This window comes from Bradyrhizobium sp. CCGUVB14, assembly GCF_024199935.1.
Lineage (GTDB): Bacteria > Pseudomonadota > Alphaproteobacteria > Rhizobiales > Xanthobacteraceae > Bradyrhizobium.
Map to the genome: position 1 here is coordinate 7,563,348 of NZ_JANADS010000001.1, position 15,399 is coordinate 7,578,746.

Consider the following 15,399-nt stretch of genomic DNA (forward strand, 5'->3'; position numbering starts at 1 on the left):
CGATCGACTGTCTATGGTCGAGCCATGTCGCGCCTCTTATGTCTGTTTGTTGCCGTCATCCTGTCGCTGCTGCCGGCCGTTGCGCCTGCTGCGCCCAACGCAAAAAAGCCCAAGCAAGCCTGGCATGGCTATGGCTTCCTGCCGGGCTATCGCCAGCCGCTGAGCAACAGCCAGCCGATCTATATGCAGAAAAACGGCTTCCGTCGCTATGCGCGCGAGAACCAGCGCCCCTGGTACATCGATCCGGTGCCGAGCTACTACCGCTTCATTGACGGCGAATGGCACTATTTCGGCCGGCCCGGTTTCGGCGGCTCCCGCTACAATGGCGGCAGCTTCGGTCCGTGCTGGACGCGGACCCCGATCGGCGCGATCTGGAATTGCGGCTGATCGCACGACGGATCCAGTCATGCCTCCGCGAGTCTGAAATCGTAGGGTGGGCAAAGGCGCATGTGCGCCGTGCCCACGGATCCAGCACGATGACAGAAAGTCGTGGGCACGCTTCGCTTTGCCCACCCTACGATAGCTGCGGCTAATCGCCCGGTCGCGAAATTGCACGGCGGCAGCCGCGCTGCCTTACCGGAAGTACCCGAGCACGAGATCGGTGTCTGCGCTGGCGGCGACCGTGCCGTTCAGCTCGGCATCGATGACACGGCGGCAGGCTTCGATCGCGGCGTGGTCGCCGAGATCGTTGGCGGCTTCCAGCACGAGCCATGCGGCGTCGACCGTGGCTTTCTCCGGAGCCGCTCCGCCCGTCTCGGCGGGGAGGTTCTTGGCGAGGCCTTTGTTCTTGCGAACTGCGGTACCGAATTGAGGCAACATTGCAAATACTCCCTCGATGTCCCGTTCAGTGAACCTGGAGCTCGGGCTGACGACCCGTCGCGGGATCGGTGCCGGCGCTGTTCTTGCGCGACTGGTAGAATTTCAGAATGCTGCGTGAGGTCTCGATCTTGAGCCGGCCGAAATCGCGCTCGTTGTCGTGGAGCTCGCGCGCCGTGATCAGGTGATCCTTGGCGCCGAGGAACAGCAGCGACATCGTCGTGTCCCAGGAGAAATCGAGCGCCTTGCACAGCACCAGGATCATCTCCCGGTTGCGGTCCATCAGCGCACGCTCGATCACATCGACCGGCAGCGACGACAGCAGTGACAGGCCGATCTGCACCTCGTCGAAGCGATGCTGGCGCGCATAGTTCGAGATCGAGACCTGGTTCAGGTTGCCCTGCCGGTACTGCGTCGTCACCACGCGCTTGGCGACGAAATAGCTGCGCGAGGATGGGCCGAACTTGGACTGCAGATCGCCGGTAACCTCGGTCACCGAGCTCTGGATCTGCGACATCATCTCGGGGCGCTCGGTCTCGAGCCGGCGGCGGACGTCTTCCGACGCCTTGGAGATGAGCTGCTGGAAGATGTGGCGCGGCACGTCCTTGCGCAGGCCGAGCTGCTCGGCGAGGATCGAGTCGCCCTCCGCGCGGCGGACCATGTGCAGCAGGCCCGAGCCGGAGAAGCGCGCGCCCTCGTTCCTGGCGACCGAGGTGACAACCTCCTGGTTACCACGCTTGACGAGCACGTCGGTCACGGCCTCGCCGATCGCATCACGCTGGGAGATCGCGAGCAGATGGGCCTGGCCCTTGGTCATGGCGCTCTCGACCAGGACCTTCTCGTCGATCCGGTTCGAATCGCGCAGCACGGGACCAGCGACCTCGATCTCGTCGTCCAAAGCGAGCTTCTCGATGACGTTGAGCGGTGCATGATCGCAGCCCGCCATCAATTCGGAGAGCTGCGCCCGCGCCTCGACCTCGATCTCGTCGGCAAGCCGGCCGATGACCTCGCCGAACATGCTGATCTCGTCGTCGACATAGCGACCGGTGATCAAAAGGTCGGTCGCATGCCACAACGCCTTAGCCCGGCTTTCGTCGGTGCCGCGCGCGATCGCGTCGTCCAGATCCTGCAGAAGCGATGGTGCCCCGTTCATCTCGATAACCCCAGTTCTTGGTATTCAAGTTCTTGGCGGGTGATCCTGCTTGTGCGAGCAGGACTCCGGATTCCTCTGGGACAGAGCCTAGGGAACAAACGCGAGAATCCAGTAAAATCGGCAGTTCAGTTTTGCCGGGCAGAATTCATTCAAATGCGAGCGAATGTGTTTACGACCGCGCAGGGCCTGCGCGGCCGTAGCGGCGAAGAGGGCCGATTTCTCAGGGATTCGACGGCGTCAGGACCAGCGGCGGCTTCGGCCGGGGCTTTGCGGGCGGCGGGCCCGGCGCGGGCCGCACGTCGATCGGGGGCGGCAGGGGTGCGACCTGCTGGCTCGCGAGCGGCGGGCTCGGCGCCGCAGGGGCGGCCAGCGGCGCCTTCGGCATCGGTGCGACCTTGGGCTCAACCTTTGCCTTCGGCGGGGCGCGGCGCGGATCGCGGCCGGGCATCGGCACGTCGGTCAGCGACGGCGCGGGCTCGGGCTCGGGCGAGACCAACGTCGGCAGCGCGGCGGTCGCCGGCGGCGGCTCGCCGCGCTCGATCGCATCCAGCCTTCGCGTCTCGCGATCGATCGTACGCACCGCAAGCCACGACGACAGCGGCGTGAGATCGACGGTGCGGCTGAGCTTGTCGGGTGGGCCTGCCGCAAACAGCTGGATCTCCGGCGGCGCACCGGAGAGACCGGTCATGATCGGCGTCAGGCTGGCGCGGATGTCGGCCTGGTCGGCGGGAATGTCGTAACCGCCGGAGACGATCGCGCGCGCGTTCTTCGCTTCAAGGGGCGTTGCGCCGACGCGCAGGCGGCCGTCGCGGATCGTGAACGCGATCTGCACCGACGCCACCGCAATGGGAGCGGCCGACAATGCGGGCTCGACGAGCTGACGCAATCGGTTGTCGTCGCCGACCTGCCCGCCGTCGCTGGCACGGATCGCGATCTCGAAGGCGCGCGGATTGAGCCCGCTGATCTCGGCCGCGTCCAGCGTCACCGTGCCGTTGCCGGCGAGCGCGCCGGTCAGCGCCGAGACGCTGCGGCCCTGGCTCGTCAGCGTCATCTGCACCGAGGCGCGCCCCTTCGTCAAAGCCAGATCGCGATAGCGCAGCGAGGCCGCATCGACATTAGTGAGGTCGAGATGCGCGTTCAGCGCCAGACCGCTGGGGCCGTTGCGCGCATCGAGGCTTGCGGTCATCTCGCCGCCACCGACGCCGCCCTTGAGCGCATCGAGCGCAAGCGACTGACCGTCGCCCTTGATCGTGCCGCTGAACGGGCGCATCTCGATCCCGCCCGGCAGGCCGCCGCGCAATGCCTGGAACGCGATCCGGCCGCGCCAGCCGCCGACGAGACCTGCGCTCAGCGCCTCGCCGCTGTCACGCCCGGCCGCGCCGACGGCAAGCGCGAGCGCGGGCATCAGATCGAGCGTGTCGAGCCCGAATTCGCCATCAATGCGCTTCTCCTGATCGAGCGTCATGGCGAGTCGGCCGCGCAGGTGCGAGCCGAAAGCGGTGCTGTCGAGATCGTCGAGGGTCAGACGATTGCCGGATAGTCCGACGCGGGAGGAAAGACTGACATTCTGCGCCGATTTGTCGGCCGGGCTGGTCCCGAACAGCGGCGCCAGATTGGCGTTGCGGACGCGCAGATTGACGCTGGCCTTCGGCTCCGGCGTCGACAATTCGACGCTGCCTTGCGCGTCCGCATCCAGCCCGCCGCCGCTGAGCTTGGCGTTCAATTGCAACGGCCGGCGCCACGCGCCACTCAGCTTGCCTGCGATCTGCGAGGCGCCCTCGCCTGCAGCGACGATGCGATCGAGGCCGAGCAGCGCCGTCAGCGAAGCGGCCTGCGGCGATGACAGTTTCGACTCCAGCGTGAAGTCGCTGTCGCGCATTTTTTCGATATCGATGCCGTTGACCGCGGCCACCAGCGGCTGCGCGGCGAGCGTCGCGGTGGCCTTGAGCTGCGGCGCATCGAGGTCGAACACGACGCGCGCGTCGCTGCGATCGGCGTGTTCGGCATTCTTGTCGAGGCTGAGGTCGAGCTTCAGGCGTGTTGCGCCCGGCAGCGGCGCGATCGCATCGAAGCGTGCGCGCAGCGCCGGCGCGATCGGTTCCAGCAGCGCCGTGAGGTCGCCGAGCGAGTTGGCCGAGGATTTCAGCGCGAGCTTGCCGGTGGCCCTGGTGCGATCGAAACTGCCGCTCGCCTCCGTGGTCACGCCGCTGGCCTGGCCGAAGCGCAACTGCTCCAGCGACAGCGAGGTCGGACCGTAGCCGAGCCTTGCCGCGAACGGCCGCAACTCCTGTCCGGCCGAGATCGCGCGGCCGACGTCGAGCGAGAGCTTTACCTCCTCCGGCCATTCGCCCTGTGGTCCAGCCAGCGCGCGGACAAAACTCGCGGCGGTGTCGAGATCGAGACGGTCGGCCTTGAGCTCGGCATCGATCCGCGAGCCTTTGCTGGCGCCGGTCTGCACGAAGGCAATGCGGCCCTCGACGGCGCCGCCTTCGATGTCGGCCTTCATTTTGTCGATGGCGAGATGGTTGGCCGCGATCGTCACGTCGCCGGCAACGCGCAACGGCCGCGTGCTGCGGCGGTTGACCTCGCTGCGGCCCAGGAGCCAGGCCACCAGCGTATCGGGATCGGAGGACTCGACGCTGAGGCGGCCGCTGAAGCTGTCGGCACCCGGCGTGGCGCCGTTGAGCGAGAGCTGCGTCATGCCGGGGGCACGCAGCTCGAGCCGCTGGAAGGTCCAGGACCGGCCGTCGGTCTGCAGCTCGGTCGTGATGTTCTGGAGCGGACGGCCGCCCAGCATGATCTGGTCGGAGTTGAACTCGATCTGCGCCGGGATCGGCGCCTGCGGGATCGCGGCAAGACCCGCACGCAGCGCCGGCAGGATGCGCAGCGGCTCGGCATCATCGCGGCCGGCGAGCTTGTCGGCATCGACCTGCCGCGCCGACAGCACCGCGCGCAGCAACGGCGAGGCACCAAACCTGAGATCGCCGACGCCGCCGAGCTTCAGGGCGGTGTCTTCCGGGCCAAAGCTCGCGTCGACCTGGTCGAATTTGGCACCGGCCGGATCGGCCTTGAGTTTTGCGGTGAGCTTCCAGGGCATCGGCCCCGCCTCGCCCGGCTTCTTCGCCGGCGGCACGGCCAGCGTCAGCGCGCCGTCGAATTTCGGCTGGCGGTTGTCGAAGGCAAGGACGCCTTCGAGATCGGCGAGAATGGCGCGCTCGCCGGGATCGATGTTGAGGTGAAGACGGGTGGCGGTGCCGTCGGGGCTCGGACCGGAGGAGACGCGGAACGGATAGCGCACGCCTGCGGCGGTGAAATTGCCGTCGCCGCGCACCGAGCCCGCGAGCGAGCGGACGTCGCCGGAGAAGACGATGTCGTTGAGCTCCAGCGTCGAGCGGCTGGCGGCGTCATGAAACGCGATGCGGCCGGTGAGGTTCAGGCGTTCGATGGCGAGCGAAGCCAGATTGAAGGTGCCGCTCGCCGTGGACGGCAAATCGACCCTACCCCTGGTGTCGAGGCCGAGATCGACCGCCATGCCACCGACCGAAAGCTCGGTGGCGCGCCATTCGCCGCGCATCAGGGAGCTCAGGCTGAACTCGACATCGAGCTTGTCGGCACGCAGCCGGCCGAGATCGTTATTGCCGCCGAAGGTGACCGAGCGCAGCCGCAGCGTCGGCGCCGGCAGCAGCCGCGCATCGAGCTCACCCGCCACGCGCACCGGCACGCCGATGATCTGGCTCGCCTCCGCCTCAAACTGGGGTCTGAACTGGTTCCAGTCGACGAAATAGGGCCCGACCAGCGCGGCCAGCAGCGCTAAGATAAAGGCAATTGCCAATCCGAGCAGCGTCGTCTGCACGGGTCTCCCCTCGGCCAAGCCGGCACCCGGGTCAAACCCAAGCCTTTCAAACCCAAGCCTACAACCAAGCTTCAGGCGCGCCGGAACTGCCCCTTATATAAAGGGAAGTGTGGCGAAGTCACAGCGACTGTTGCGCACGGAGGTTAACGCGCGTGAGACCCTCACCCTGAGAGGCCGCGGAACGCGGCCGTCTCGAAGGGCGAGGCCCGGCTGCCGCCGCTCGGATGCCGGGCGGCCTTTCATCCTTCGAGACGCCCGCTTTGCGGGCTCCTCAGGATGAGGAAGAGCGCTCACAAGACCAGCGCCCGTCTCACCAGCTCGCCGGCAATTGCTTGAGGCCCCTTAGTACGAAAGTCGGACGCCATACCGGGTTTTCGACGTCGTCGATTCGCAGATCCGGCAGCCGGCGCAACAGCGTCGCGATGGCGATCTCGGCCTCGATGCGCGCCAATTGGGCCCCCAGGCAGAAATGGATGCCGCCGCCGAACGACAGCGGCCGGACGTTCGGCCGGGTGATGTCCAGCCGGTCCGGATGATCAGGATAGACCGCCGGATCGTGATTGGCCGAGCCGAGCAGGCAGAGCACGGTCTCGCCCTTGGGGATCCGCTTGCCGCCGAGATCGTCGATCTCCTCCAGCGTGACGCGGCCGGTCATCTGGACCGACGAATCGTAGCGCAGAAACTCCTCGATCGCGTTGGTGATCAGGTCCGGCCGCGCCTTCAAGAGCGCGAGCTGGTCCGGATTGCGATGGAGCGCCAACAGGCCGTTGCCGATCAGATTGACGGTGGTCTCGTGGCCGGCGCCGAACAGCAGGATGATGTTGGCCGTCAGCTCCTCATTGGTGAGCTTGTTGCCGTCTTCTTCGGCCTGCACCAGCTGGGTCGTGAGATCGTCGGCGGGACTGCGCCGGCGCAGCTCGAACAGCTGCTGGAAGTACATCTGCGCCATCATGTTGGCGGCGTTGCCCTTCGCGATCTCCTCGGGCGTCATCGGCACCGGATCGAGCAGCCGCCCACCCTCGCGCGAACTCTTGTAGAAGACCTCGCGATGCTCTTCGGGGATACCGAGCATGTCGCAGATGATGGTGACAGGCAGGCGAAAGGCGAAATCCTCGATCAGGTCCATGTGGCCGCGGTCGATCACCGCATCAATGGTCTGGTCGACGATCTCCTGAATACGCGGCCGCATGTCCTCGACGCGCCGCGCGGTGAAGGCCTTCACGACGAGCCCGCGCAAACGGGTGTGGTCGGGCGGATCGGCCTGCAGCATCCAGTAGCTCATGCTGCGAAACACCGGCTCGTTCATGATCGCGGGGCCATAGCGGCGCGTCGTGCGCTCGACAAAGTCCTTGCCGAAGCGCTTGTCGCGCATCACGAGGCTGACATCGGCATGGCGGCTGGTGACGAACTGGCCGAACGCCGTCTCGTGGATCGGATCGATGGTGCGCAGCCGATCGTAATGCGGATAGGGATTGCGGATGAAGTCCGGCGCCAGAGGATTGAACAGCGGATCGCCAGCGGGTTGCACTTGCTCGTTCAAGGTGACCTCGACATCGGTTGCCGCATGACACGATACGCGAGGCTGCCCCGAAAGCCTCCGCGTAATCATCCCTGTGAATTATCAACTCGATACATTGTTGTATCGAGTTGCATTCTGCCCTAAACTGGACCGATGTCAAGGGTGAGAACCAGGCCGACCAGGGACGACACGCGCGACAAGCTGTTCGAGGCGGCAGCCCGCGTGTTCGAACGAGACGGCATCGGCGGCGCCAGCATCGAGGCGATCGCGGCCGAGGCCGGCTTCACCCGCGGCGCGTTCTATTCGAATTTCAAGAGCAAGGACGAATTGATCTTCGCCATGCTCGAGGATCACGTCGAGCAGTCGTTCCGGCGCAATATGGAAATCCTTGCGCGGCACACAAATCTCGACGACTTCATCGCGGCCCTGAAGACGATGGATCGCGGCCGGCAAGATCCGCTCGCCCGCTCCCCGCTCCTGCATATCGAGATGATCCTGTTCGTCGCGCGCGCCGAGAAGCGCCGGCCCGAGTTGGCGAAACGCCTGCGTGCGCGGCGCAAGCTGATCGCCGACATCGTCGAGGCGACGTTGAAGGACAATGGCAGAGGCGAGACGCTGAACCCGCCCTGGATGGCGTCGGTGGTGCTGGCGCTGGAAGACGGCTTCCGCCTGCACCGGCTGATCGATCCGGAGACGACGCCCGCCGACAGCTTCTTGCGCGCAATCACGGATTTGCGGCGCAGGACGGGATTGGCGTCGGACAGCGGCTCATCATAAAAGAGAGGCCGTCTTGCGAACGGCCTCTCCTGCACGCTGGCGATCGATCGCCTGTTCGATCAGCCTTTTTGAACGGCGGCCGCGGCCTTGCGGATCACGTCGATCACGACATTGGGCTGGGAGAGCATCGGCACGTGGCTGCTCGTCACCTCGGTGACGGCAGCGCCCATGCGTTTGGAGACCCAGCGTTGCAGATCGGGATGCACGGTGTGGTCTTGGGTGGCCAGGACGTACCAGCTCGGCTTCGACCTCCACGCGACCTTGTCGGCCGTGAGCTTCTGTTGCTGGAACAGATTGGCGACGGGCGCATAATGCGTCGCCCACACCAGCTTCTGGTCGGCCGCGGAAAGGTCGCCGCAGAAGAACTCAGTGCCGTTCGGAAGCAGCCAGGCCCGCCCATCCGCGACCTCGACGCGCGAGAAAATATCCGACGGAAATTTCTCGAGCTGGTCCTGCACGGTCTCGCCGGCATCCGGCGCGACCGCGGCGATGTAGACGAGGCCGACTACGCGCTCGTCGGTGCCCGCCCCCGTGATGGTGGCGCCGCCATAGGAATGACCGACGAGGAGGACCGGGCTGCCGACACGGTTGAGCGTGCGCTTCACCGTCGCCAAATCCTCTTCATAGGAGTCCAGACCATATTGAACGGCGATCACCTCGTGCCCGTCGGCCTGCAACGCCGGAATGACCTTGCTGAAGCACGAGCCATCGGCCCAGATGCCGTGACAGAAAACGATCGTTGGTTTCGCGGGCATTTGCGCTCCTTTGCAATTGAAGAGCGGAGTATGGGCGAGGCAAGAGCTACGTCTTTCGCGATAGCACGATTGACGGCATCAGATCACGGTGTGGGCCGCTTGACGCCAAAAGCGCAAATCCTGTAATGTTACAATCTGTAGCATTAAGCCTGTTTGCCAATCGAGGGCGCGAGACACCATGAAGGCCTGGCTCTGGCTTGTTCTGGCGGTCGTGCTTGGCACGTCGCCCGCGTTCGCCGTCAGCGAAAGCGATCTGAAGGCCGCGCTGTCGCAGCGCTTCACCGGCGATCGCACCGGCGCCTGTGTTGCGGCCGGCGTGATCGACAACGGCACCGTCGCGACAGCTTATTTCTGCGCCGATCCCAAATCCGCGCGCCCCTATGACGTACACACGGCCTTCGAAATCGGCTCCGTCACCAAGACGATGACCGCGGCCCTGCTCGCCGAGCTGATCGCGACGCATGACATCGCGCTCGACGACCCCATCGCGAAACTTTTACCGCCCGGGACGAGCGTGCCGTCATTCAACGGCCACGAGATCACCGTCGGCGAGATCGTGACGCACACGTCGGGCCTGCCGGCGATCCCCCCCGACTATCACCCACCGGACCCCAAAAATCCCTATGCCGGCGCAACCGAGCGCGACCTGCTCGATACCCTGGCCGCGATCAAGCTGACGCGTGAACCGGGCTCGAAATGGGAATATTCGAATCCGGCGATGATCGTCCTGTCCTATGCGCTCGCCAAACGCGCGGGCAAGGATTACGAGACGCTGCTTCGCGAGCGCCTGCTCGGTCCGCTCGGCATGAACGAGACCTATGTGGCCTCGCGCCCGCCGCAGGTGCATCTGGCGCAAGGCCATTACCCCAACGGCGAGGCTGCACCGCCTTGGGATTTTCATCCCGACATGGCCGGCGTCGGCGGCGTGCGCGCGACGCTGGCGGACATGTTGCGCTACATGGAAGGCGAACTCGGCACCCGCGACAGCCCGATCACGCCGGCGCTCGCACTGACTCAGCAAGAGGTTACGGATGTCGACAAGCACCGCATGGGCATGAACTGGTTTCTGTCCGTCGTGAATGGACACACGATCGCCCTCCACGAAGGCGCGACCGGCGGCTACTCGTCCTTCGCAGGGTTCAATCGTGACGCGAAGCGCGCCGTGGTCCTGCTGAGCGATACGTCCCTGGTCACACTCGGCGGCCTCGGACAATTGGGATTTCACCTGCTGGATACCTCACGATCGACCGGCGCGCCGCACATCGCGATGGACGCCGATGCCAAGCTGATCGACGCGTTGGTCGGCAAGTATCGCCTGCAGGGCGGCCTTGGCATCGAACTGCGGCACAAGGACAGCGGCCTGACCATCCAGGCCGACGGCCAGAACGAGTTCGAGATGGGCTATGACAGCGCCGGCGATTTCTATCCGCGCAAATTCGACGCGGTGTTGCGGCCCAGGCGCAAGGCGGACGGAACCTATGGCTTCACCTGGTTTCAGGGCGGGGGCGCCGTCGAGGCCAAGCGCATCGATCCGCCTCCGGCGGCGACGCGCAAGTGGATGCCGACCGACACGCAACTCCAGGACTATATCGGGCTCTATCCACTGACGCCGAACTTCGGACTGCGCATCTTCGTCGCGGACGGGGGGCTCAATGTGCAGGGGACCAACCAGCGGCCGGTCAAGCTCGCGCCGGTCGAGCAGGACATCTTCGTCGCGGAGCAGGTCGGCGCAGAGATCGATTTTGCGCGCGATGCCGGAGACAAGATCGTGGCACTGACCCTGAAGCAGCACGGACAGGTCCTGAAGGGCGAGCGCCAGCAGGGTACGACGGCCGAACCGGCCAATCGCTGAAAGTCCCAAAGGACGCAGCAACCTTGCTGCGCCCCTTGAGTTGCGCTCCTGCCGTCAGCGCGATGCCGTGCTGAGGTTCTCGCCGAAGAACTTCCAGGTCTTGCCGTCGAACTTCGCAAGCTTGAACGTGTCGAACGTCGAATAGTCCGTCGGCGTCACCGACACCGTGATGCCGGGAAGGAACAGCGGCAGCGAGACCTTGCTGATGTTCGTGGCCTGCTTCAGCACGTTCTCGCGCGTCAGCACGTCGCCGCAGTTCTTCAGGATGATGGCCGTGAACTGCGCGGAGGTGTAACCGATCTGGTTGCTGCCATCGATCGGATTTCCTTCCGGATACCACTGCTTCATGAACGCCAGATAATCCTGCACGCCCTGATCGGAATCCCAGGCGGGATCGCCGACGACCTTGGTGGCGAGCGCCGTGATCAGGCCGGTGGAGGCTTCAAGCCCGGCCGGCTCGAGCACGCCGCCGATCGAGCTCGCGACCGACACGATGAAGTGCGTCGGCTTCCAGCCGAGATCGGTCACCTTGCGGATCGCCTGCGCGCCGAATTTCGGCGTCGTGATTGTCATCAGGACATCGGCACCGGCGCTCTTCAGATTGACGATCTGGGAATCGATGGTGGGATCGGTCACCTCGTAGCTGAGCTCCTTCACGATGAGATCGGCCTTCTCGCCGAGTCCTTCCTTGAAGCCCTTCAGGTAGTCCTTGCCGAAATCGTCGTTCTGATAGATCACGCCGATCTTGGCGTTGGGAAGCTCCTTGAGGATGTACTTGGCGTAGATCTTGGCTTCCTGCGCATAGGGCGGATAGAACGGCGTCGTCCAGGGGAAGCTCTTCGCGTCGTTCCACTTCGAAGCGCCGGTCGAGATCAGCAGGTGCGGAATCCGCTTGCCGTTCAAGTATTTCTGGATGGCGGAATTTGTCGGCGTGCCCAGCGATCCGAAATTGGCGAGAATCTCGTCCTGCTCCACCAGCTTGCGCGTCTGCTCCACCGTCTTCGGCGGGCTGTAGCCGTCGTCCATGCTGAGGAACGTGATCTTGCGGCCGTTGATGCCGCCCTGGCTGTTGATCATCTTCCAGTAGGCGGCCTCAGCCCTGCCCTGCGTGCCATAGGCGGACGCGGGCCCGCTATAGGGCATCGTCTGTCCGATCTTGATTTCAGTGTCGCTGGCGCCGGGATCGTACTGCTTGTCTGCGGCCCAGGAGGCCGCAGTCGAAAAAATGCCGAAGGTGGCGACAGCCGCCACCGCGATGCAATAACGCATAGAGTTTCTCCCTGCTGCGTCGCTGTTTGCCGCGACGTCAGCGGAGATAATGGTCTTGGGTTTTTGGAATGTCGATCTTTAAGTCGCGACCTGTCGTCGGGAATCGGGTGGGCCGGGAGCGGTGCCATCGGCATAGCTACTCATGGCGGACACCACAGCACACAACAGGAGAAGCGATCGTGTCGATTGAAGAAGACAACAAAGTCATCGTTGGCCAGTGGTTCACGAATTTCTGGGGCAAGACCTGCGACCTCGGAATTGTCGATGAACTCGCTGCGCCGGACATGCTTCTGCAGTATTCACTCCACGAGCCGCGGCGTGGCCGTGAGGACATCAAGGCCTTCATGACGGACTTCAGGAAAGCGTTCCCCGATCTCAACTTCTGGGGCGCTGCGGATCTGATCGCGGAAGGCGACTACGTCGTCGGCCGATGGGAGGGCGGCGGAACGCATACCGGGCAGGCGTTCAGTGATTTCCTGGCGGGATCGCTGCCGGCCAATACCGGCCGCAAGATGAAGTTCACCGGCACGACCGTGTTGAAACTCAAGGACGGAAAGATCCTCGAGGAAATCGGTCTTGATGACGGGGTTACGGCCTTGCAGCAGCTCGGTCTCATCCGCGCTGCGTGAATCGCAAGTTGCCCTGTGCGCACACCTCGACGAAGAAGCCGGCGACCTGGCGGTCGCCGGTCCGGCTTCGGGGTGCGCGTGCTACGCCGACCGCTTCACCGCGGCCGTGCCTGTCGGCTTGACGTCGAGCCGGCCGAGCATCGCCTTCGCCTGCTCCGCGCAACGCTCGATCAGCCAGCGCTCGAACGCGACCGGAGCGAGCGCGGGGGCATAGAGGAAGCCCTGCACGACATCGCAGCCGAGCTCGGCCAGCATCTTGCGCTGGCCTTCGGTCTCGACGCCTTCCGCGACAACAGTCATACCGAGGCCCTGGCCGACGCGCACGACCGCGGTGGCGATCGCAAGCGCGCCCGCATCCTTCTCGATGTCGCGCATGAAACTGCGGTCGATCTTGAGCTCGCGGATCGGCAGATGGGCGAGCCGGCTCAGGCTCGAATAGCCGGTGCCGAAATCATCCACGGACAGGCCGATGCCGAGCGCGCGGATCGCGTGCATCGTCTCCAGCGCGGTGGCGCCATCCTGCATGAAGGTGCCTTCGGTGATCTCCAGCATCAGGGCATCCGGCGGCAGCTTGTATTCAGCGAGGATGTCCTCGAGCCGCGCGGCCAGCGTGACGTTGCGGAAATTGATCGGCGACAGATTCACCGAGACAGACGGAATGTTGAGCCCGGCGCGACGCCAGCTCGCCATCTGCCGGCAAGCCTCGCGCACCGACCACAGGCCGATCTGCTCGATCAGGCCGCACTCTTCGGCGAGCGGAATGAACTTCGCCGGCGAGACGTCGCCGAGCGCGGCATCGTGCCAGCGCGCCAGCGCCTCGACACCGTGGATGGCGCCGTCGCCACTGCGGATCTGCGGCTGATAGCTGAGGCTCAGCGCATTGTCGGCAATGGCACGGCGGAGTGCTGCGATCATCGCCAGCCGCTGCTCGGCCAATCCGTTCATATCGGCACTGAACATGCGGTGGGTCGACCGGCCCGCCTGCTTGGCCATGTACATGGCGGCATCGGCCTGCTGCATCAGCGTGTCGATGTCGGTGGCATGGTCGGGATAAAGGCTGATGCCGATGCTGGCCGACATCGGCATCAGCTTCGAGCCGAGCCGCAAGGGCGAGGCCAGCGCTTCGGTGATTCCGGCCGCGACGCGCTCGGCGCTCTCGGCGTTACGGTTCGGCAGCAGAACGACGAATTCGTCGCCGCCGAGCCGGCCCAGCATGTCTTCTGGCCCGATCTGCTCACGCAGGCGCTGCGCCAGCCGGATCAAGAGCTCATCGCCGGCGGCGTGGCCGAGCGTGTCGTTGACGTCCTTGAAATGGTCGACGTCGAGGAAGGCAAGCGCGACATGACCGCCGGTCGGGCAGGCGTCGATCGCAGTGGTGATCAAGTGCCGCAATTGCGCGCGATTGGGCAGGCCGGTGAGGATGTCATGATAGGCAAGCCGCGCGATCTCGGCGCGCGCTTCCTTGCGCTCGATCGCGAACGCGCCGAGGTTGACGCAGGCGTCGACGATGCGCCGGTGCCAGTTGCTCGGCGCCCGCGGCTCACGGAAGTAGAACGCGAAGGTCGCGATGACGCGGCCGTCCTTGGCCTTGATCGGCGTCGACCAGCAGGCGCGCAGGCCGATCTCGAGCGGCATGGCCTTGTAGGGCTGCCAGCGCGGATCGGTGTCGAGATTGTCGGCCAGCACCGGCTCGCCATAGAACGCGGCGGTGCCGCAGGAGCCGACATTGGGACCGATCGCGATGCCGTCCAACGCGCGGGAATAATCCTCGGGCAGGCTCGGGCCACCGAGCGGATGGATCAGTCCGGCGGAATCGACATGGAGCAGCGAGCAGACCACATCGGGCGCGATCTGTTCGACACGGCGGCACAGCCGGTCGGCAATCTCGCTGATCGGCACCTCGTCGGCGAGCGCGCTCATGATGAGCTGTTGCAGCGAGCGCAGCTGCCGGGACTCGGTGATGTCCTCGAGCAGCGCGAAGATGTGTTTGACGCGGCCCTTCTTGTCGCGGAAGGCGTCGATCCGGGCCGAGACCCAGATCTCCGCGCCGTCCTTGGTGTAGACCAGCGTCTCGACCTCGCCGCGCCGGCCGCCGCCGAGCAGCCGCTTGACGAGCTTCGCAATGGCGGCGCGATTGGTATGGCAGCCGGCGATCAGCTCGCCTGCACGCCGTCCCTCGGCTTCCTCGCTGGTGTAGCCGAACAGCGTCGTGAAGGACGAATTGACGTAGCGGATGTTCTGCTCGACGTCGGTGATGATGACCGCGCGATTGGTCTGGTCGGAGACGGCATTGAGTAGCCCGATCCTGACGCGGCGCTCGGCGTCCGCAGTGACGTCGCGCGCGAACACGATGTGATGGATTGCGCCGTCGATCGCCGCCGACGACAGCGCGATCGTCGCCTTGATCCGGCTGCCGTCGCGCCGCATCAGGCTGATCTCGTCGCGAAAATCCGCGACCGGGTCGGCCTCGAGGCATTTGAGGGCGAGAATGGCGGCATCGCGGCCGAGCACGTCAGCGCGCGCAAGCTTCCAGATCCGCTCCGCGCCGGCGTTGAAATGCGTGATGCGACGCGCAGCATCGACGATGACGATGCCGTCGTCGGCGCATTCGAGCGCCGCGCGCAGCACGTCCGGCATTTCGGTCACGGGATAGTCGGAGGCAGACATCGCTAGGCTCGGCAGCATCAGGACAATGCGGCAATCGGCCCCAAGCTAGCGCTCCGATGGTGTCCAAGACGTTTTTGCAACCGGCTCGCACCCGGCCAAGCCGCGACAT

Annotated in this window: 11 protein-coding genes; 4 read left to right on the forward strand and 7 right to left on the reverse strand. The window is 65.2% G+C overall.

Annotated features, from left to right (window positions below; translation table 11 throughout):
* Positions 1–24: 24 nt before the first annotated feature.
* Complete coding sequence (locus NLM32_RS35335) at positions 25–387, forward strand: hypothetical protein (RefSeq protein WP_254133319.1); 363 nt, start codon at positions 25–27, stop codon at positions 385–387.
* A gap of 186 nt (positions 388–573) precedes the next feature.
* Here NLM32_RS35335 and NLM32_RS35340 read toward each other — a convergent pair whose 3' ends face one another.
* The 4 genes from NLM32_RS35340 to NLM32_RS35355 all read right to left on the reverse strand — a co-directional run bounded on the left by NLM32_RS35340 (position 574) and on the right by NLM32_RS35355 (position 7,362).
* Positions 574–819, reverse strand: a complete 246-nt coding sequence (locus NLM32_RS35340) for a hypothetical protein (RefSeq protein ID WP_254133320.1) — start codon at positions 817–819, stop codon at positions 574–576.
* A gap of 25 nt (positions 820–844) precedes the next feature.
* Positions 845–1,969 carry a DUF2336 domain-containing protein gene (locus NLM32_RS35345; protein WP_254133321.1) on the reverse strand — a complete coding sequence of 375 codons (1,125 nt, stop codon included), beginning with the start codon at positions 1,967–1,969 and terminating at the stop codon, positions 845–847.
* Positions 1,970–2,189: 220 nt separating this feature from the next.
* On the reverse strand, positions 2,190–5,822 hold the full coding sequence (locus NLM32_RS35350) for an AsmA family protein (RefSeq protein ID WP_254133322.1): 3,633 nt from the start codon (positions 5,820–5,822) through the stop codon (positions 2,190–2,192).
* 310 nt (positions 5,823–6,132) lie between these two features.
* Positions 6,133–7,362: a cytochrome P450 gene (locus NLM32_RS35355; RefSeq protein WP_254133323.1), complete on the reverse strand. Its 1,230-nt coding sequence runs from the start codon at positions 7,360–7,362 to the stop codon at positions 6,133–6,135.
* A gap of 132 nt (positions 7,363–7,494) precedes the next feature.
* Between NLM32_RS35355 and NLM32_RS35360 the strand changes: the two genes are divergently transcribed.
* Complete coding sequence (locus NLM32_RS35360) at positions 7,495–8,118, forward strand: TetR/AcrR family transcriptional regulator (RefSeq protein ID WP_254133324.1); 624 nt, start codon at positions 7,495–7,497, stop codon at positions 8,116–8,118.
* A 59-nt stretch (positions 8,119–8,177) separates the two neighbouring features.
* On the opposite strand, the gene NLM32_RS35365 is transcribed toward NLM32_RS35360, so the two are convergent.
* Complete coding sequence (locus NLM32_RS35365) at positions 8,178–8,873, reverse strand: alpha/beta fold hydrolase (RefSeq protein WP_254133325.1); 696 nt, start codon at positions 8,871–8,873, stop codon at positions 8,178–8,180.
* Positions 8,874–9,051: 178 nt separating this feature from the next.
* Between NLM32_RS35365 and NLM32_RS35370 the strand changes: the two genes are divergently transcribed.
* Positions 9,052–10,725: a serine hydrolase gene (locus NLM32_RS35370; protein WP_254133326.1), complete on the forward strand. Its 1,674-nt coding sequence runs from the start codon at positions 9,052–9,054 to the stop codon at positions 10,723–10,725.
* Between the two features lie 54 nt (positions 10,726–10,779).
* Here the strand turns inward: NLM32_RS35370 and NLM32_RS35375 are convergent, their stop codons facing one another.
* Positions 10,780–11,994 (reverse strand): ABC transporter substrate-binding protein, encoded by a 1,215-nt coding sequence (locus NLM32_RS35375; protein WP_254133327.1) that lies wholly within the window; start codon positions 11,992–11,994, stop codon positions 10,780–10,782.
* A 179-nt stretch (positions 11,995–12,173) separates the two neighbouring features.
* On the opposite strand from NLM32_RS35375, the gene NLM32_RS35380 reads away from it, so the two are divergent.
* Positions 12,174–12,623, forward strand: a complete 450-nt coding sequence (locus NLM32_RS35380) for an ester cyclase (protein WP_254135498.1) — start codon at positions 12,174–12,176, stop codon at positions 12,621–12,623.
* Between the two features lie 81 nt (positions 12,624–12,704).
* Here the strand turns inward: NLM32_RS35380 and NLM32_RS35385 are convergent, their stop codons facing one another.
* Positions 12,705–15,290, reverse strand: a complete 2,586-nt coding sequence (locus tag NLM32_RS35385) for an EAL domain-containing protein (RefSeq protein WP_254133328.1) — start codon at positions 15,288–15,290, stop codon at positions 12,705–12,707.
* Positions 15,291–15,399: the final 109 nt, after the last annotated feature.

Coding starts and splice junctions, on each gene's coding strand:
- NLM32_RS35335 (WP_254133319.1), top strand. CDS start 25: ATGTCGCGCCTCTTATGTCTGTTTGTTGCCGTCATCCTGTCGCTGCTG.
- NLM32_RS35340 (WP_254133320.1), bottom strand. CDS start 819: ATGTTGCCTCAATTCGGTACCGCAGTTCGCAAGAACAAAGGCCTCGCC.
- NLM32_RS35345 (WP_254133321.1), bottom strand. CDS start 1,969: ATGAACGGGGCACCATCGCTTCTGCAGGATCTGGACGACGCGATCGCG.
- NLM32_RS35360 (WP_254133324.1), top strand. CDS start 7,495: ATGTCAAGGGTGAGAACCAGGCCGACCAGGGACGACACGCGCGACAAG.
- NLM32_RS35365 (WP_254133325.1), bottom strand. CDS start 8,873: ATGCCCGCGAAACCAACGATCGTTTTCTGTCACGGCATCTGGGCCGAT.
- NLM32_RS35370 (WP_254133326.1), top strand. CDS start 9,052: ATGAAGGCCTGGCTCTGGCTTGTTCTGGCGGTCGTGCTTGGCACGTCG.
- NLM32_RS35375 (WP_254133327.1), bottom strand. CDS start 11,994: ATGCGTTATTGCATCGCGGTGGCGGCTGTCGCCACCTTCGGCATTTTT.
- NLM32_RS35385 (WP_254133328.1), bottom strand. CDS start 15,290: ATGTCTGCCTCCGACTATCCCGTGACCGAAATGCCGGACGTGCTGCGC.